At 60.1% G+C, this 17,086-nt stretch carries 16 protein-coding genes; 11 read left to right on the top strand and 5 right to left on the bottom strand.

Features of this window, described 5'->3' with window-relative positions; translation table 11 throughout:
• Positions 1–209: 209 nt before the first annotated feature.
• Entirely contained in the window at positions 210–1,793 is a 1,584-nt protein-coding gene (locus tag J9788_RS22350; RefSeq protein ID WP_182265334.1) for an L-lactate permease, read from the top strand.
• A gap of 42 nt (positions 1,794–1,835) precedes the next feature.
• Positions 1,836–2,975: an FMN-dependent L-lactate dehydrogenase LldD gene (gene lldD / locus J9788_RS22345; RefSeq protein WP_033632193.1), complete on the top strand. Its 1,140-nt coding sequence runs from the start codon at positions 1,836–1,838 to the stop codon at positions 2,973–2,975.
• Position 2,976: 1 nt separating this feature from the next.
• On the opposite strand, the gene J9788_RS22340 is transcribed toward lldD, so the two are convergent.
• Positions 2,977–3,786: a MoaF C-terminal domain-containing protein gene (locus J9788_RS22340; protein WP_046899013.1), complete on the bottom strand. Its 810-nt coding sequence runs from the start codon at positions 3,784–3,786 to the stop codon at positions 2,977–2,979.
• A 36-nt stretch (positions 3,787–3,822) separates the two neighbouring features.
• A complete protein-coding gene (locus J9788_RS22335) occupies positions 3,823–5,088 on the bottom strand; it encodes an MFS transporter (protein ID WP_241427921.1) in 1,266 nt (421 codons plus the stop codon).
• 670 nt (positions 5,089–5,758) lie between these two features.
• On the opposite strand from J9788_RS22335, the gene J9788_RS22330 reads away from it, so the two are divergent.
• Positions 5,759–6,676, top strand: coding sequence for a TIGR03571 family LLM class oxidoreductase (locus J9788_RS22330; RefSeq protein WP_182265335.1), 918 nt, complete (start codon positions 5,759–5,761; stop codon positions 6,674–6,676).
• Positions 6,677–6,833: 157 nt separating this feature from the next.
• Positions 6,834–7,265, top strand: coding sequence for a VOC family protein (locus tag J9788_RS22325; protein ID WP_046899010.1), 432 nt, complete (start codon positions 6,834–6,836; stop codon positions 7,263–7,265).
• 6 nt (positions 7,266–7,271) lie between these two features.
• On the opposite strand, the gene J9788_RS22320 is transcribed toward J9788_RS22325, so the two are convergent.
• Positions 7,272–8,816, bottom strand: coding sequence for a BCCT family transporter (locus J9788_RS22320; RefSeq protein ID WP_182265336.1), 1,545 nt, complete (start codon positions 8,814–8,816; stop codon positions 7,272–7,274).
• Between the two features lie 158 nt (positions 8,817–8,974).
• Here J9788_RS22320 and betI point away from each other — a divergent pair, with 158 nt between their 5' ends.
• Complete coding sequence (gene betI / locus J9788_RS22315) at positions 8,975–9,571, top strand: transcriptional regulator BetI (RefSeq protein ID WP_046899008.1); 597 nt, start codon at positions 8,975–8,977, stop codon at positions 9,569–9,571.
• 9 nt (positions 9,572–9,580) lie between these two features.
• On the opposite strand, the gene J9788_RS22310 is transcribed toward betI, so the two are convergent.
• Complete coding sequence (locus tag J9788_RS22310) at positions 9,581–11,350, bottom strand: ABC transporter ATP-binding protein/permease (RefSeq protein WP_046899079.1); 1,770 nt, start codon at positions 11,348–11,350, stop codon at positions 9,581–9,583.
• Between the two features lie 181 nt (positions 11,351–11,531).
• Between J9788_RS22310 and J9788_RS22305 the strand changes: the two genes are divergently transcribed.
• Entirely contained in the window at positions 11,532–12,389 is an 858-nt protein-coding gene (locus J9788_RS22305; RefSeq protein WP_046899007.1) for a GyrI-like domain-containing protein, read from the top strand.
• A gap of 34 nt (positions 12,390–12,423) precedes the next feature.
• Here J9788_RS22305 and actS read toward each other — a convergent pair whose 3' ends face one another.
• Positions 12,424–13,179, bottom strand: coding sequence for an amidase activator ActS (gene actS / locus J9788_RS22300; RefSeq protein ID WP_033644792.1), 756 nt, complete (start codon positions 13,177–13,179; stop codon positions 12,424–12,426).
• Between the two features lie 149 nt (positions 13,180–13,328).
• Here actS and J9788_RS22295 point away from each other — a divergent pair, with 149 nt between their 5' ends.
• The 5 genes from J9788_RS22295 (at position 13,329) to J9788_RS22275 (ending at position 16,973) form a co-directional block, all read left to right on the top strand.
• A complete protein-coding gene (locus J9788_RS22295; RefSeq protein ID WP_004931723.1) occupies positions 13,329–13,898 on the top strand; it encodes an HdeD family acid-resistance protein in 570 nt (189 codons plus the stop codon).
• A gap of 136 nt (positions 13,899–14,034) precedes the next feature.
• Positions 14,035–14,373 carry a hypothetical protein gene (locus J9788_RS22290; protein WP_033644790.1) on the top strand — a complete coding sequence of 113 codons (339 nt, stop codon included), beginning with the start codon at positions 14,035–14,037 and terminating at the stop codon, positions 14,371–14,373.
• A 259-nt stretch (positions 14,374–14,632) separates the two neighbouring features.
• On the top strand, positions 14,633–15,247 hold the full coding sequence (locus J9788_RS22285; protein WP_223524591.1) for a 2OG-Fe dioxygenase family protein: 615 nt from the start codon (positions 14,633–14,635) through the stop codon (positions 15,245–15,247).
• The gene (locus tag J9788_RS22280; RefSeq protein ID WP_046899006.1) at positions 15,244–16,476 is read left to right on the top strand and encodes a cysteine desulfurase-like protein; all 1,233 of its coding nucleotides are present in this window, start codon (positions 15,244–15,246) and stop codon (positions 16,474–16,476) included. The genes J9788_RS22285 and J9788_RS22280 overlap by 4 nt, the downstream gene beginning before the upstream one ends.
• A gap of 149 nt (positions 16,477–16,625) precedes the next feature.
• Entirely contained in the window at positions 16,626–16,973 is a 348-nt protein-coding gene (locus J9788_RS22275; RefSeq protein WP_227414653.1) for a hypothetical protein, read from the top strand.
• The last annotated feature ends 113 nt before the right edge of the window (positions 16,974–17,086 follow it).

Below are 17,086 nucleotides of genomic sequence, written 5' to 3'. Positions count from 1 at the left end.
CACAAAATAAAAACCCATCCAATTGATTTTAAATAAATTTAATTCAGCCTCAACAGCCGGCATTTTTCCCGCCGTCGGCGCCATTCGCCGATGTTAAAAAATTATCGCGTGGCATCATCGCCAACGTTGTGATTAGAATGAAAATGTTGCGGCAATTAACCTTTCAGTTACATATCTCTGCCCATAAAAATAATAACCCTGAGGATCTTATGCCCCTGCTTTTCAGTATTGCGCCCATCGTCCTGCTGATATGGATGATGACCAAAAGGAATGGCGTGCCCTCTTATCTGGCCCTGCCGCTGACGGCCGCCGTGGTATATGCCCTGCAGCTCTGGTGGTTCGATGCCTCACCGCGGCTGCTGCATGCCAATATCATCACCGCGCTGGTCTCGACGCTGACGCCGATCACCATCATCGCCGGCGCCATTCTGCTCAACAAACTGATGCAGGTAAGCGGTGCGGAAAACGTGGTGCGCCGCTGGTTGGAAACCGTTAGCCCCAACCCGGTGGCCCAACTGATGATTATCGGCTGGGCGTTCGCCTTTATGATCGAGGGCGCCAGCGGCTTCGGCACCCCGGCCGCCATCGCCGCGCCGATTCTGGTCGGGCTAGGCTTCAACCCGCTGCGCGTCGCCCTGCTGACGCTGGTGATGAATTCGGTGCCGGTTTCCTTCGGCGCCGTGGGCACCCCTACCTGGTTCGGCTTCGCCAATCTCGGCCTGTCGGACGCCAGCCTGCTGGAGATCGGCCGGCAAACCGCGCTGATCCACGTTGTCGCCGGCTTCGTCATTCCTCTGCTGGCGCTGCGCTTTATCGTTTCCTGGCAGGATATCCGCCGCAACCTGCCGTTCATCTTGCTCAGCGTGCTGAGCTGCACCGTCCCCTATCTGCTGCTGGCCCAGATGAACTATGAGTTCCCGGCGCTGGTCGGCGGCGCTCTCGGCCTGGCGCTGTCGGTGCTGCTGGCGCGCGGCGGCATTGGCCTCGCCCGCGCGGAAAAACCGCAGAGCGCCGCGCAGGCGGTGCCGTTCATGCAGGTGGTCAAGGCGATGACGCCGACCCTGCTGCTGATTGCTATCCTGATAGTGACGCGCATTCACCAGTTGGGCCTCAAGGCGCTGCTCAACACCACCACGCTGCTGTGGCAGGAAAACCTCGGCTGGCTCGGGGAGCTGCGCATCAGCCAAGCGCTGATCGTCGAACTGCGGCAGGTGCTGGGCACCTCCGCCGCGGCCGGCTACAAAACGCTGTATGTCCCGGCGCTAATCCCGTTCCTGCTGGTGGTGGTGTTGTGCATTCCGCTGTTCCGTCTGAATGGCGGCCAGGTGAGGCAAATGTTTAGCGAAACCGGCGGGCGCATCGCGCGCCCCTTTATCGCCCTGTTCGGCGCGCTGGTCATGGTCAATCTGATGATGCTGGGCGGCGACAACGCGCCGGTGATCCTGATCGGGAAAGCGTTGGCGGCGCTGACCGGCGACAGCTGGCTGCTGTTCTCATCGTTCCTCGGCGCGCTGGGCTCGTTCTTCTCCGGTTCCAACACCGTTTCGAACCTGACGTTCGGCGGCATTCAGCAATCGATCGCCCAGAGCAGCGGCCTCGACGTCAATCTGACGCTGGCCTTGCAGTCCGTCGGCGGCGCCATGGGCAACATGGTATGCCTGAACAACATTATCGCGGTCTGTTCGATCCTGGGGATCGGCAACGCCGAAGGCAAAATCATCAGAAAGACCGCGCTGCCGATGCTGGCGTACGGTGGGATCGCGGCCGGTATGGCGGCGATCCTCTCGCTCTGACTGACAACTCGCTATTTGCAAGAAGACAAGAAGGTAAACACTATGATCATCTCCGCGTCAACCGACTACCGGGCCGCCGCCCAGGCCAAACTGCCGCCGTTTCTGTTTCACTACATCGACGGCGGGGCCTACGCGGAGCATACGCTGAAGCGCAATACCGCAGATCTGGCCGATATTGCCTTGCGCCAGCGCGTGCTGCGCAATATGTCTGAACTCAGTCTGGAGACCACGCTGTTCGGCGAGCAGTTGGCGATGCCGGTGGCGCTGGGGCCGGTGGGGCTGACCGGCATGTACGCCCGCCGCGGCGAAGTGCAGGCCGCGCGCGCCGCGGCCAAAAAAGGCATTCCGTTCACGCTGTCCACCGTGTCAGTCTGCCCCATCGAAGAGGTGGCCCCGGCGATCGATCGGCCGATGTGGTTCCAGCTCTACGTGCTGAAAGACCGCGGCTTTATGCGCAACGCGCTGGAGCGCGCCAAAGCCGCCGGCGTGAAAACGCTGGTGTTCACCGTCGACATGCCGGTGCCCGGCGCCCGTTACCGCGACGCCCACTCGGGGATGAGCGGCCCCAACGCCGCCCTGCGCCGCGTGCTGCAGGCGTTTACCCATCCGCAGTGGGCCTGGGATGTCGGCCTGTTCGGCAAGCCGCACGATCTGGGCAACGTCTCGGCCTACCGCGGCAAACCGACCAGCCTGGAAGACTACATCGGCTGGCTGGGCGCCAACTTCGATCCGTCGATTTCCTGGAAAGATCTGGAGTGGATCCGCGAATTCTGGGACGGCCCGATGATCATCAAAGGCATTCTGGATCCGGAAGACGCCAAAGATGCGGTGCGCTTCGGCGCTGACGGCATCATCGTCTCCAACCACGGCGGCCGCCAGCTGGACGGCGTGCTGTCGACCGCGCGCGCCATGCCGGCGATCGCCGACGCGGTGAAAGGCGACATTACCTTACTGGCCGATTCCGGCATCCGCAGCGGCCTGGACGTGGTGCGCATGATCGCGCTGGGCGCCGACAGCGTGCTGCTGGGGCGCGCCTTCGTCTATGCGCTGGCGGCGGCCGGCGAAGCCGGGGTGGCTAACTTGCTGGATCTGATCGACAAAGAGATGCGCGTCGCCATGACGCTCACCGGCGCGAAAACCATTGCGGAGATCAACGCCGGATCGCTGGTCAGAAACGCCTGACTCACAGCGGCTGCACGCCCTCCGGATAAGCGTTGTAGCTCATCTTGCTGATGAAGGCCCCGGCCGGTGACACCAACACCCGGCCGGCGGCGTCCAACCCGAGGAAGGTGCCGGTGCAGCGCCCGGAGATAAAGTCGAAGAAGAACACCGAGCACACCGGGATAATCTTTTCCCGGAAGGTGAACAGGAACATCTCGTCCTCAAACTTGTAGTAAGTGGCGTAATCCATGTCGCCGTGCCCGAACTGCTCGCCGCGCAGGTTTTGCCAGGCATAACGCTCGGTGTTGACGTAGAAGTGCTCGTAGTAATGGTTGGGGCTGTAAATGTTCAGCGTGCGATAACCGATCAGCTCGCGGGTCAGATGCGGCGCGATGCCGCCCGGCGTAACGCCGGCAATCAGCCCAACGTGGAAGCTTTGCTTGAGGCGGGATCCCTTTTCCACCGTTTGTTCGGGCAACAGCGTACTGCGCACCAGCAGCGCCCGGCCGCTGTCGCGGTTGAGCACCAGCGTCAGGCATTCGTTGCCCGGCGACTGCAACGGAATATTGAAGAAATAGCGCGCGGCGGAGGTTTGCACCTCTTCGTAAGCGTCCTCACCGCTCTCCCCGCCCCAGGCCCACAGCACCCGTTGCCGGTCGGCGCTGAAACGCAGCGTGATGTCCCCGCCGTCTTCAAAGGCGATCTGCAGCGTTTTGCCGCGCCAGTCCTGGGTGCCCGGCAACCGGTTGGTATCGATGCCGCGCGCGAAATCGTCGTAATTCTTCCAGTCCGGCTCGGCATTTTGATTCAGTACGGATGGTTCTGCTGACATCTTCGCTCTCCTTGATTGAATGGGATAAAACTCGTCTCAAACGTCGGCGACGCCCGCCGGCTTCACCGCTCGGCGGTTCACCACGGCAGGGGCGGTTTCATCGAGAAAACAACTCAGTACCCCGGCACACACGGCGCCGGCGGCCGCCAGCCACATTACGCTGACCAGGCCGTAGCGATCGGCGATCAGCCCGGCGATAAACGGTGCCAGGCAGCCGCCAATCACCTCGCCGATCCCCATCACCAGCCCCAACGCGGTGGCGATGCGCGCCGGCGACACCGTTTCCGACGGGATGGTGGCCATAAACAGCGTGAAACAGCCAAGGCCGGTATAAGACAGGAACACCAGCACGCCCAGCAGCCACGGGTTGGCGACGTAGCTTAGGAACAGCGGGCAGCACACCGCCAGCAGCGAAAAGAAGATCAGCGTCGGTTTGCGCCCGAGGCGATCGGAGATTGCCGGTACCGCCACGCCCCAGAAGACCCAGGCGGCGCCGATGGCGCTCATGATGCCGCCCATCGTGCCTTCACCGAAGCCACGGTCGGACACCAAAAAGTTAGGGGTGAAGGTTATGATGATCATGAACCAGGTGACGAACACGCAGGAGATCAGGATGCACAGCGCCACGTTCTTGATTTTGAACAGCTCGCCGTAAGCGGCCTTGCCCGCCGACTTACCGGCCGCCGGCGCGGCGCTGAAAGCGGGATCCTTTTTGCCGTTCACATAGCGATAGATCAGCCACGCCAGAATGATGCCCGGCACGGCGGTCAGGTGAAACGCCATGCTCCATCCCCACTTCTGCGCCAGATAGATGATCAGCGGCGGCGCGATGATGCCGCCCAACAGCCCCGGCGCCGCGCCCTGGATCAATCCCATATTGAAACCGCGGCGCTGCGGCTGCGATCTTTCCACCATCAGCGACTGGGCGATCGGCAATACCGGCCCCTCAGCAATCCCCATCAACGCCCGGAAGATCAATAACATGGCAAACCCGCTGACCAGCCCCGACAGCGCGGAGAACAGCGAAAACACCAAGATAGACAGGATCAGCATCGGTTTACGGATATTAAAGCGGTCGGCTATCGCCCCCAACCCGGCGCCGGACAGCGCCCAGGTTAGCGCCAGCACCGCCGACAGCGTGCCGAGATGCACGTTGCTTAACTTGAGGTCGGCGGCAATCATCGGAAACAGAAACGAGATGGTCAGACGATCGACGAATACGCAGCCGAACACGAAAAACAAAATAATCAGCAACCGATTCTCTTCACTTAATGCTCTGCGTGCCGCTGGCGATGTATTCATAGCGTCATTTGTCCATAAGTTAACTTATGAATGGCGACCCGCCATGGCATAAGTGTGTTAAGCGCTCGGCCAAGAGAGAAATTGGCCCTCCGTCACGACAACAACTCATTAACATGTTAATGACATAAAATTATCGCAAGCCGGCGGTCTGTCAACCGGCGCGCTCCGAGAGACAAATGAAATTCTGAACGGGTACTATTTCAATATCGCATTATCACCTTCAGGTTATTTATCCTTCTGTTCTTGATACATATAAAATAATGTCCGGTACTTTCTTGCGATTAAAAAAAGCCTGTTTGCGCGTTATTTGCGAATAATCCCATCGATGACGCTTCAGGATTATTAATTTTTCATCGGCATTGAATGATCGCCGCACGCGCTTCAGAGCCATTTTTATCTATTGAATCATCTCGTTTTATTTTAAGGCCGCAGAAAAAACTAACTCTTACGAGGGAAATGCCAACGACGGGGTTATATAACCCCGTCTGGACAATAACAAAAGCGCAGAGCGTGACGTAAATCACGACAAGCATGCCGCATCCTGCAAAGCAATTATGCTCGCAACAGCAATTATCTATTGCGATTAGGGCTGTTTATCTCAATTAAGCGCCATGCAACACTTCGTGCCATCGTTCGACACCGCGCCGCAAGGCCTGAGACGGAGTGACACATGAGCATCGAAAAATTAACCCGGGAGCCGCTTTCCATCGGCATCGAGTTGCCGCTGGACAACGATTGGTCCACTAGCGGGCAGCTGAAACGCCAGCAGGACGGGCGGCCGTTCGGCGTGCCGGACATGAGCGAACACGCTGCGCGCATCAAGCTGGCCGATGAGCTCGGCTTTCGCGCCGCCTGGGTTCGCGACGTGCCGCTGTACGATCCGGACTTCGGTGACGCCGCGCAGGTGTTTGAGACCTTTACCTACCTCGGCTACCTGTCCAGCCTGACGCGCAATATTCTGCTCGGTACCGCGGCCGTGGTGCTGCCGCTGCGGCAGCCGTGGCTGGTGCGCAAAGCGGCTTCCACGCTGCAAACGCTGAGCGGCGATCGTCTGTTGCTCGGCGTCGCCAGCGGCGATCGCCCCGTGGAGTACCCATTGTTCGGCGCCGATTACGCCGCGCGCGGTGAAAGCTTCCGCGCCAGCGTCGGCATTATCAAAGGGGAAGCCGACAGCGCACTGCAACCGGGATTGCGCCTGCTGCCGGCCACGCCACCGCCGCCGCTGCTGGTCGCCGGGCTGGCGCAACAAACGCCCGAGTGGGTGGGTAAAAATATGGATGGCTGGCTGTCGTATCCCGGCACGCCTGCGGACCACGTTTCGCGGGTCAAACTCTGGCGCAACGTAGCCGGTGACAAGCCCTACGTCAGCTTTATTCATCTCGACCTCACCGATAACGCCGACGCGCCGATTCAACGCCATCGCTTCGGCATCAAGAGCGGCCGCAATGGATTAATTCAGGAACTGAGCGCCATGCGTGACGCCGGGGTCAATCACATCGGCCTGCATTTTCGCCGCAACCAGCGGCCGCTGGAAGAGACGATGCAGGAGATCGGCCAATGGGTGTTGTCGGAATTCCATCGCGCCTGACACCCGCTTTAGCCCGCTATTCCGACCTGAGCAGGTATTTGCCCCATTATCGGTTTTTTTTATTTCCGCCGCTGCTGGTTCATAACAACTCGGTCTAATCCCTGCCGTCAAACGGCGGCATGATGACAAGGAAACGAGCCACCATGAGGAATGAGCAATGACGGCAAAACTGACAGAAGCGGGCTTTTGGCGCAAAACTGCCGACTCTTCATCGCTACGCGAGCCGCGCGTGCTGATCCGGGTCTACGTCGACGAAGGCGAGATTGACCGCGCCATCGCGTTTTACGAGCAGCTGCACGGCGTGGAAGCGGATATGCGTTTCGACTTCCCCGAGCATCGGCTGGTGCTGGCGGCGGTAGGGCCGTTTCTGATCCTGGAAGGCTCGGAAGAAAACCTGCGTCCTTTTCGCAGCACCGTCGGCACGTTGCTGGTCGATAACATTTATCCCTACCACCAGCGGCTGCTGGCCGCCGGCGCCGATATCTTCTTTGGCCCGGTGGAAGTGCCCACCGGCGCCTGTTTCAATGCGCGCCTGCCGGACGGCACGATTATCGAATACGTGCATCACCGGCCGCGCGCGGACGAATAAGCCGCCTCAGGGGTGCGCCGGCTTCATGGCGTAACCGCGCAGATCTTTACGCAGGCTGAGCATGTACAGCACGATCACCGCCGAGAACGGCAGGCCGCACAGCACTACCGCAGTCTGCATCGCGCTGAAACTGCCGGCGTACAGCAGCCCGGCACACACCAACGTGGTGACCGCCGCCCAGAACACCCGCAGCCAGGCCGGCGCGTCATCGTGGGCGGAACCGCCCTGGCAGGACAGATTCGCTATCATCAGCGTGCCGGAATCGACCGGCGTCAGGAACAGCACGAAGCTTATCACCACCACAAAACCGGCGGTCAGCTGGGTATAGGGCAGGTATTCGAACAGCTTGAACACCGCCATCGGCGGGTCGCTTTGCGCCACCTGCCCCAGAATCGCTTGCCCGCCCTCCAGCACCAGACTGATGGCGGTATTGCCGAAGATCGACAGCCACGCCAGCGTGAACCCCAGCGGGATCAGCAACACGCCGAAGATCAGTTCGCGGATGGTACGGCCTTTGGAAATACGCGCGATAAACAGCCCGACAAACGGCGCCCACGCCACCCACCAGGCCCAATAGAACAGCGTCCAGGCGCCCTGCCACTGGCGCGCCTTGCCGTACAGATACATATCGAAGCTGCGGCTGACGAGCGAGGTCAGATAATCCCCAATGTTCTGCAACATGCCGTTCAGCAGGTTCAGCGTCGGGCCGGCCAGAAACACGAACAGTAACAGCAGGCACAGGAAGCCGACGTTAATGTTCGACAGCATCGCGATGCCCTTCTCGACGCCGGTGACCGCCGCCAGCGTGGCCACCACCATCATCACCACGATCAGCGCCAGCAGCACGCCGGTGCTTTGCGGGATGTCGAACAAGTAGAACAGCCCCGAGTTCACCAACAGCGCGCCGATCCCCAGGTTGGTCACCATCGAGATAACCGTCACCAGAATGCCGAAACTGTCCACCAGATGGCCGACGCCGCCGTGGATGCGCTCGCCGAAGATCGGGTACAGCGCCGAACGCAGCGCCAGCGGCAAACCGCGACAATAGGCGAAATAGGCGAGCGCGGTGGCGATCAACGCATACAGCGCCCAACCGTGCAGCCCCCAGTGTAAAAAGGTGAGCGCCATCGCCTGCCGCGCCGCCTGCACGCTGCCGCCGTCGCCTTCCGGTGGCGACAGGAAGTGATCCAACGGCTCATAGGCGCCGTAATACACCAGCGCAATGCCGATGCCCGACGAGAACAGCATCGCCACCCAGGAGGGATAGCTGAACTGCGGCGGCTCATCATCCTGGCTGAGGCGAATATGGCCAAAGCGCGACAGCGCCAGCCAGAACACGAACACCATGCAGGCGACCATCAACAGCATGTAATACCAGCCGAACACGTCGGCCACCCAACTTTGCGCGACATTCAGCCACTGTTTGCTGGCGGCGGGAAACAGCGCAATCAGCGCCCCCAGCAGCAAGATCACCGCGGCTGAGCCGAAAAATACCGGGGCATTCAATCGGACAGGTTCTTCGTCAAGCGATGGAGGAGTTTTTATTGTCATTGGCAGGCTTCCATGGTGCGAAAGACAGACGATTTGAATGCAACTTTTAGATAACATTTTATCGTCATTTATTTGACATGATTGCAGCATAGAGAGTATTGATTGACCGTTCAATCAATCAAATCCAAAGTGTGATTGGCCTATCAGTTGGGGAAAATATGTACCGCAGAGAGATTCCTGAGCAGCGCAAGGAGCAGCTGATTAACGCCGCCTTCGAGACCATCGGCGTGGTGGGGCTGGCCAGCGTCACCCTGTCGCAGGTGGCGAAAGAAGCCGGGCTGTCGACCGGCATCGTCAGCCACTATTTTGGCGACAAGGAAGGATTGTTGAGCGCGACCATGCGCAAGATCCTGCGCGATCTGCGCGACGCGGTGGCCGAGTGCCGCGCTCAGGCGGCGAGCGACAGCCAGTCGCAGCTGTGCGCCATCATTCAGGGCAACTTCCACCCCAGCCAAACCAACGCCATTTCCATGCGCGCCTGGCTCGACTTCTGGGCCGCTAGCATGCACCAGCCAGTACTGCGCCGCCTGCAGCGCGCCAACGATCGGCGGCTCTATTCCAATATTTGCAGCCAGTTCCGCCGCGAGCTGCCGCTGCAGCAGGCGCGCGACGCGGCGCGCGGGCTGGCGGCGATGATCGATGGGCTCTGGCTGCGCGGCAGCCTGGCCGGGGATGACACCGATCTGCAGCAGGATTACCGCATCGCCTGCGACTACGTGATACAACGGCTCAAGGCCGCGCCATCGATGGTGTGAACGGCAGCGTCAGCGCGGTTCCTGCTCTTCGCTGTACTGGGTTTGCCACATGGCGGCGTAGCGGCCGTTCGCGGCCAGCAACGCCTCGTGCCCTCCGCGCTCGACGATCTCCCCCGCCTCCAGCACGATAATTTCATCGGCATCCACCACGGTGGAGAGCCGATGAGCGATCACCAGCGTGGTGTGGTTGCGGCTCACCTCGCGCAGGTGTCCCTGGATTTCGCGCTCGGTCTGGGTATCCAGCGCGCTGGTCGCCTCGTCGAATACCAGGATGGCCGGATTTTTCAGGATGGTGCGCGCGATCGCCACCCGCTGCTTTTCACCGCCCGACAGCTTCAACCCGCGCTCGCCCACCCGGGTGTCGTAACCGTCGGGCAGACCGACGATAAAATCATGGATATGCGCCAGCCGCGCCGCCCGCTCGATTTCTTCATCGCTGGAGCCGGTTTTGCCATAGCCGATGTTGTAGCGCAGCGTATCGTTGAACAGCACCGTATCCTGCGGCACGATGCCGATCGCCTGTCGCAGGCTGGCCTGGGTCATTTGACGAATGTCCTGGCCGTCGAGGGTAATGGCGCCGCCCTGCACGTCGTAAAAGCGGAACAGCAGGCGCGACAGCGTGGACTTGCCCGCGCCGGAGGCGCCGACCACCGCCACCGTGTGGCCCGCCGGAATGGTAAAGCTCACCTGCTTGAGGATCGGCCGACGCGTGTCGTAACCGAAGCTGACCGCGTCGAACCGCACTTCGCCGCGCTCGAGGCGCAGCGGCTGCGCATCCGGGCTATCGACGATCTCACGCTTTTCCTGCAGCAGATCGAACATGTTCTCCATGTCGATCAGCGCCTGGCGCACCTCCGAGTAGATAAAGCCGAAGAAGTTCAGCGGCTGGTACAGCTGCAGCAGGTAGGCGTTGACCAGCACGAAGTCGCCGACCGTCATCGTCCCCTGCCTAATGCCCTGCGCCGCCATGGCCATCATGACGATCAGTCCGATCGAGATAATGGCGGTTTGCCCCAGGTTGATCGCGGTAAAACTGAATTGGTTCTTGATGGCGGCGTATTCGTAGAGCCGGCGCGACAGATCGAAGCGCTCAGCCTCGAACGCTTCATTGCCGAAGTACTTCACGGTCTCATAGTTCAGCAGGCTGTCGATGGATTTGCTGTTGGCGTCGGCGTTGGCTTTGTTGAGCTCGCGGCGAAAGCGGGTGCGCCAGCTCACCGCCAGCACGGTGAACAGAATGTAGCAGCCGACCGTGGTCAGGATCGCCAACGCGAACCAGCCATTCAGCATATGCCACATGATCGCCGTGACCAGCGTCAGCTCGAACAGGATCGGCACGATGGAGAACAACAATCGCGACAGCACCGTGGACACCGCCTGGGTGCCGCGCTCGATAGACAGCGACAGCCCGCCGGTCTGGCGCTCCAGATGAAAGCGCAGGCTCAGCGCATGCAGCTGGCGAAACACCCGCACGCCCAACAGGCGCGTGGCGTTTTGGCTGACGTGGATAAACATCACGTTGCGCAGCTCCTCAAACAGCGCGCCGCCCACTCGCGCCACGCCGTAGGCGACGATCAGCCCCAGCGGCACCGCCAGCATTTTCGCCGTCTCGCCGCTCAGCGCATCGACCATCGCTTTGTAGGCCAGCGGCACCAGCGTGGTGCTGACCTTGGCCACCACCATGAACACAAAGGCCACCACCAGATACCAACGCAGCCGCGGGTTGTCTTTCGGCCACAGATAGGGCAGCAGGAATTTCAGCAAGCGGGAACGATCCATCATGTAATATTCATCTTCTCGGTCGGGCTCGCGGCGCATGGCCGCGCGGGAGTTATGAGTTTGGCCTGGTCGGCGGCGAACGCCGCAGCCATTCCGTTTTCCTGCGATGGCAACTCAGCATCATCCGTCAGGAGAAGCGGCAGCGACTCGGGCAAAGTTCAGGCATGGAGGAGACAATCACATGACCCAGACGTATGCAAAGCGCTTTGCGCAGGTCTTTGACTATATCGACCGCCACCTGGACGAGGCGCTTACCGTCGACAAGCTGAGCGAAGTGGCCCATTTTTCGCGCTTTCACTTTCAACGCCAGTTTAGCGCGTATTGCGGCATCTCGGTGTGGCGTTATATCCAGTGGATGAGGCTTAAACGCGCCTCTTACCGCCTGGCGTATAACCCGCTGGAGCCGGTGATTGACATCGCGCTGGACGCCGGTTTTCAGAACCCGGAGTCCTTCAGCCGCGCCTTCAAACAGGCGTTCAGCCAAACGCCGAGCCAGTTTCGCAAACAGCCGGCCTGGATCGATTGGCAGCAGCGCTTTCCCGAACCTAAACACAGAAGGAAACACCCCATGAAGGTAGACATTGTCGATTTTCCGGCCACGCCGGTGGCGATGATCGAACATAGCGGCCCGCCCGCGCTGGTCAACGAAACCGCCGCACGCTTTATCGAGTGGCGCAAAACCAGCGGCCTGTCGCCGGTCAGAAGCAGCCGCACTTACGGCATCGCGCCGCACGATCCGGCCACCACCGAAGCGCAGGACTTCCACTTCTTCATTTGCGGCGAAGTCACTACGCCGATCCCGGAGGACAACGCCTTCGGCGTGGTGAACGGCACGCTGCCGGCCGGGCGCTGCGCGGTGCTGCGCCATCTCGGATCGCTGGATGGGCTCTCGGAAAGCGCCCGCTATCTGTACCGCGAGTGGTTGCCGGCCAGCGGCGAGGAACTGCGCGATTTCCCGCTCTATTTCCACTACCACAACTTCGTGCACGAGGTGGCGGAATATGAACTGGTGACCGATCTTTATCTGCCGCTGAAATAGCTGACATCCGGCTCCGCAAGGAGCCGGATTGACGTTAACAGGACGGCGACGATCCCTGCGGCGGCAGATAGCGCTGCGGATCGAGCGCGGTGGCGCGGTAGCGGATCTGGAAATGCAGGAACACCGAATCGGTGCCGGTGCTGCCCATGGTGCCGATCTTCTGCCCCGCTTTCACATCCTGGCCATTGCGCACCAGCGTGGTGTCGTTGTGCGCATAGGCGGTAATAAAGTCTTCGCCGTGCTTAATCATGATCAGGTTGCCGTAGCCGCGCAGTTGGTTGCCGACGTACACCACTTTGCCCTTGGCGGAAGCATAGATCGGCTGGCCGCGTTTACCGGCGATGTCGATGCCCTTGTTGCCGCCATCGGCATTGGAGTACGCCTGCACGATCCGGCCACTGGTCGGCCAGCGCCAGCAACGTGCGGCGCCCGGCGGCGGCGTCTGCTTGGCGATCGCGGCGGAAGACGAGGATGTTTTACGGCGCGTGGCGGCGGTTTTGGTCGGCGCGCCGCCGCTCAGCCGCAGTTTTTGCCCCACTTCCAGATTATAGGGCGGGCGTATCTTGTTGATTCTGGCCAGATCGCCGACTTCGCTGTCGGTTATCCAGGCGATGTAGTACAGCGTATCGCCCCGTTTGACGGTGTAGGACTTGCCGGTGTAACTGCCCTTCGGCAGTTTGTCGTAGTCGCGGTTGTAGGTGTTTTTACCCGAACACCCGGCCAACAGCAGCCCCAATGTCAGACACACCGCGATGCGGCGCCACCTTGCCAGCTTGCTTCCTGTGCTCAAATCCTGTCCCCAATCGTCTTTTCGGTTCTGATACGCGTCAGCCGCACAGTGTAACATTTGCGCCGGGTCAGTCAAAAACCCCCAGACGGTCTATGCTAAACAGGTAAGGATGACTGATTAATTTCCCAACGACGAAATGGAGTACTGTCATGTTGAACCTCGACCGCAATAATCTGCCCCTCCTGAGCGAAGAGCTGCTCAAAAAGCAACGCACCACCCTGCTGATCATCGCCTTCCTGCTGCTGGCGGGCGGCATACTGTGCCTGGTGAATCCTTTCGCCTCCGGCGCAGCGCTGAGCATCGTGGTGGGCGTCCTGCTGCTGTTGAGCGGCGCCGGGCTGATTATCGCCATGATCGCCAACCGGGCGCAGAATACCTGGCCGATGATCGGCGGCATTCTGCTAGGCGTGGCCTACCTGATTATCGGCTATGTGTTCATCACCAGCCCGCTGGCGGGCATTCTGGCGCTGGCGGTCTACCTCGCCGTGCTGTTTGCGCTCGGCGGCATCGCGCGCCTGGCGGCAGGCTATATGCGCCGCGGCCTGCCGGGCAACTGGCTGCAGTTCGTCATCGGCGTACTCGATTTGATCATCGCCTGGATGCTGATCGGCTCAGGCCCGGCGGCGTCGGTGACGCTGGTGACGGCGATCGTCGGCATCGAGATGCTGGTCAGTTCCTTTGCCCTGTTCCAGGCAGCGAATCTGTTTAAACGCGCCTGATCGTAACGGCCCGCCGACGGCGGGCCGCTATCCCCTCCCCATTTGCAAACAAAACAAGGCGATACCCCCTCAGCTTGTCCGTGGTTATCTTCATCGGTAAGTGCCAATATAGGCGAAGACAAGGGAGCTGAAACCGATGACAACCCATTCCAAACCGTTGAACTCGCGGGAAGTCTGCCTGCAATTACGCCACTTCAATCAGGTAATCGGGCAACAATGCCGCAATATGGCGCGCCAAAAAACCGCTTGCCCGTGCTGCCTGACGGACATCGCCACCGGCTGCGACGCCGGTATCAAACTGTGTGGACAGCAGTTGGCCAAACCCAACCCGCAAACCCCGTTATTCCGGCAGATTCGCAACCTGCTGCTCGACCTGCGCGCAGAAGCGATAGGGGTTCACAGAATAGACGTCCTAAACCGCACCAATAACGAAATCTCCTGGCTGTTGCGCGAGCTTTATTTCGAGACATTCTGAACACGAGGGACGCGCGCCCATCGCTTGATACCTGCCGGTGCGGGCAAGATGCCGCGCCGTTTCACCGCCGCGCCAGCCGACTTTTCGCCACTTTATCTTTTTGCGTTCTCCCCACTTTACGACCGCCATCACACCTCGCCAACCCCACATTGCGTTGGTTATAGAGTCGTCTACAATTCAATCGAATTACCCCCTACAACATCAGAAATTATTATTATTAGAGGTGATTATGTTACAGAAACACGAAAACGTAATAAGTATGACTGTACTAAGCCCGCAAGCCACCCAAGAGCTGATGCCCTCATTTTCTTCCTTGCCCCACACGCAACATGCCGACGGCAAATATCGCCTGCGCCGTTATTCCGTCGTGAAATACCTCAACCCCAACATCGCCGAAGTGGGGCCGCGCACCTTCATGCAATCGGATCAGATCAACCATTTCCAGGGCAACGTGGTGCGCCGCTTCGAGCCTATCGACAGCGCCGTGCTGCAGAGCGCCGGCATGGCGGAGATGTGCAACCTGTTTGCCGAAAATAACGAACTGCCGGAAGGCGCCGAGATAGAGATCCACCAGATGCGCGTGGTCGCCATCCAAAAAGATACGCTGGTGGCGCCGGAAGGCATTCACCAGGACGGTTTCGACCATATCGCGATGATCGCCATTCACCGCCACAATATCGTCGGCGGCGAAATCATGCTGTACGACGACAGCCGCCACGATCCTTTCTTCAAAAAAGCGCTGGCCGACGGTGAAGCCGTGCTATTGGCGGACAGTAAACTGTGGCACAACGCCACGCCGATCAATACCGTAAGCCCGAATGAAGAAGGCTATCTGGATCTCTTCGTCCTCACCGCTCGGGGAGAGAAAGCATGACCTTTACCCCCGAGCTCGCCCGACGCCAGTTCAGCGCCCTGTCCCGGCAGATCGACGGCAAACCGGCGATCTTTTTCGACGGCCCCGGCGGTGCGCAAGTTTCCCGGGGCGTGCTGGAAAAAATGACCGACTACCTGGGGAAGTACAACGCCAACCTGGGCGGGCACTACTTCTCCAGCCGGGTTACCGGCGAGGTGATGAGTCAGGCGCGCGAATCGGTGCGCGCCTTGTTAAATGCGCCGTCGCCCGACAACATCGTCTTCGGCATGAACATGACCACGCTGACCTTTCATCTCAGCCGCATCATCAGTCGCGATTGGCGGGACGGCGATGAGGTCATCGTCACCGCGCTGGATCACTACGCCAACGTCTCCAGCTGGCAGCAGGCCGCCGCCGACAAAGGTGCCGTGGTGCATCAGATAGCGCTGGAGAGCGCCGATTGTTCTCTCGACGCGACAAAAGTGTGCGCGCGCATCAATGCCAACACGCGTCTGGTGGCGGTCAGCTACGCGTCCAACGTCACCGGCAGCATCGTCGATATCAAAACCATCGTTGAAGCCGCGCATCGGGTGGGCGCGCAGGTGTATGTCGACGCCGTTCATTACGCGCCGCATAACCTGATCGACGTGCAGGCGTTGGGATGTGACTTCCTGGTGTGCTCCGCCTACAAATTCTTTGGCCCGCACGTCGGCATGGCCTACATCGCGCCGCAGTGGCTGCAGCGCCTGCGGCCGTACAAAGTCGAGCCGGCCACCGACGTCGGCCCCGGCCGTTTCGAGACCGGCACGCAGAGCTTCGAAGCGCTGGCCGGCGTCGCGGCCGCTATCGAGTATTTGGCGCAGTGGGGCACGCCCGGTGCGCCGTTAAGGCAGCGCTTGCAGGAGAGCTTCGCCGCCTACCACCGGCATGAAGAGGCGCTGTGCCGCCACTTTTTGCAACGGCTGCAGCAACTCGACGGCGTGCGGCTCTACGGCAATCCGCAGGCGGACAGCGCACGCCGCACGCCGACCTTCGCCCTGACCTTCAGCGGCCAGGCGCCCGACGCGATCGCCCGCCGCCTGGGGCAGCACAACATCTGCGCCGGCAGTGGGCATTTCTATGCGTTGGGCTTGGTGCAACAGCTGGGGTTGCAGGACGGCGGCGTGCTGCGCATCGGCATGATGCACTACAACACCCTTGATGAGATCGATACGCTGTTTGAAATACTCGCCAAGGAGATCCTCGGTTAATGCGCCATAACGGCCCGTTCGGTTTTCCGGCGGGCCACACCGCATGAATAGCCGTGCGTGTCGCCGGAGGCGTTAAACGAGAATAACGCTCCCCCTGTTTGAGGGGTTGGGTAAAATAGGCGGGATTTTTTTGAAAAGGAATTTTTACGTTGAGAAAATATGCCGTTATCACCGCCGTGTTGATGATGTCTTCTTGCGCCACGCCGGAAAAGTGGGAAGCGCAAACGGCGGCTCCGACACCCCTTGAGGCCGCCAGAGCAAGCTGCCGACAAGAAGCCGAACAACGCTATCCCGTGAGCCTGTCTTTAGACACCCGCTCGCCTGTATTCTCCTCCATGACTATCAACGGCGCGGAGATTCCCCACACCGGCGGTGGCGCTTATCCCTCGGACAGCAATGAAATGCGCAGAAAAGAACACGTTAATGCCTGCATGAAATTGGAAGGATGGGAAAATAAGAATAAGGTGACGGGGTTATTGGCCTTTTTATTTAACTAACGGCAACGTGAATTATTCGGAATTACCGCACAGAGACAGCGGTAATTCCGCTCTATAGAGCGGCGTCGGCCTCCTGCGCCAACCCAACTATTTTGCTACGATATTACAGTCAC

Source organism: Serratia sp. X10, from assembly GCF_017811775.1.
Lineage (GTDB): Bacteria > Pseudomonadota > Gammaproteobacteria > Enterobacterales > Enterobacteriaceae > Serratia > Serratia ureilytica.
The sequence above is the reverse complement of the archived record's forward strand: the minus strand, read 5'-3'. Positions and strand labels throughout refer to the sequence as shown.

Bases quoted from the DNA above. Each gene is read 5' to 3' on its own strand.
- J9788_RS22325 (WP_046899010.1), top strand. From the start codon at position 6,834: ATGACGGCAAAACTGACAGAAGCGGGCTTTTGGCGCAAAACTGCCGAC.
- J9788_RS22285 (WP_223524591.1), top strand. From the start codon at position 14,633: ATGACTGTACTAAGCCCGCAAGCCACCCAAGAGCTGATGCCCTCATTT.
- J9788_RS22340 (WP_046899013.1), bottom strand. From the start codon at position 3,786: ATGTCAGCAGAACCATCCGTACTGAATCAAAATGCCGAGCCGGACTGG.
- J9788_RS22280 (WP_046899006.1), top strand. From the start codon at position 15,244: ATGACCTTTACCCCCGAGCTCGCCCGACGCCAGTTCAGCGCCCTGTCC.
- betI (WP_046899008.1), top strand. From the start codon at position 8,975: ATGTACCGCAGAGAGATTCCTGAGCAGCGCAAGGAGCAGCTGATTAAC.
- J9788_RS22295 (WP_004931723.1), top strand. From the start codon at position 13,329: ATGTTGAACCTCGACCGCAATAATCTGCCCCTCCTGAGCGAAGAGCTG.
- J9788_RS22350 (WP_182265334.1), top strand. From the start codon at position 210: ATGCCCCTGCTTTTCAGTATTGCGCCCATCGTCCTGCTGATATGGATG.
- lldD (WP_033632193.1), top strand. From the start codon at position 1,836: ATGATCATCTCCGCGTCAACCGACTACCGGGCCGCCGCCCAGGCCAAA.
- J9788_RS22305 (WP_046899007.1), top strand. From the start codon at position 11,532: ATGACCCAGACGTATGCAAAGCGCTTTGCGCAGGTCTTTGACTATATC.
- J9788_RS22290 (WP_033644790.1), top strand. From the start codon at position 14,035: ATGACAACCCATTCCAAACCGTTGAACTCGCGGGAAGTCTGCCTGCAA.
- J9788_RS22330 (WP_182265335.1), top strand. From the start codon at position 5,759: ATGAGCATCGAAAAATTAACCCGGGAGCCGCTTTCCATCGGCATCGAG.
- J9788_RS22310 (WP_046899079.1), bottom strand. From the start codon at position 11,350: ATGGATCGTTCCCGCTTGCTGAAATTCCTGCTGCCCTATCTGTGGCCG.
- J9788_RS22320 (WP_182265336.1), bottom strand. From the start codon at position 8,816: ATGACAATAAAAACTCCTCCATCGCTTGACGAAGAACCTGTCCGATTG.
- J9788_RS22335 (WP_241427921.1), bottom strand. From the start codon at position 5,088: ATGAATACATCGCCAGCGGCACGCAGAGCATTAAGTGAAGAGAATCGG.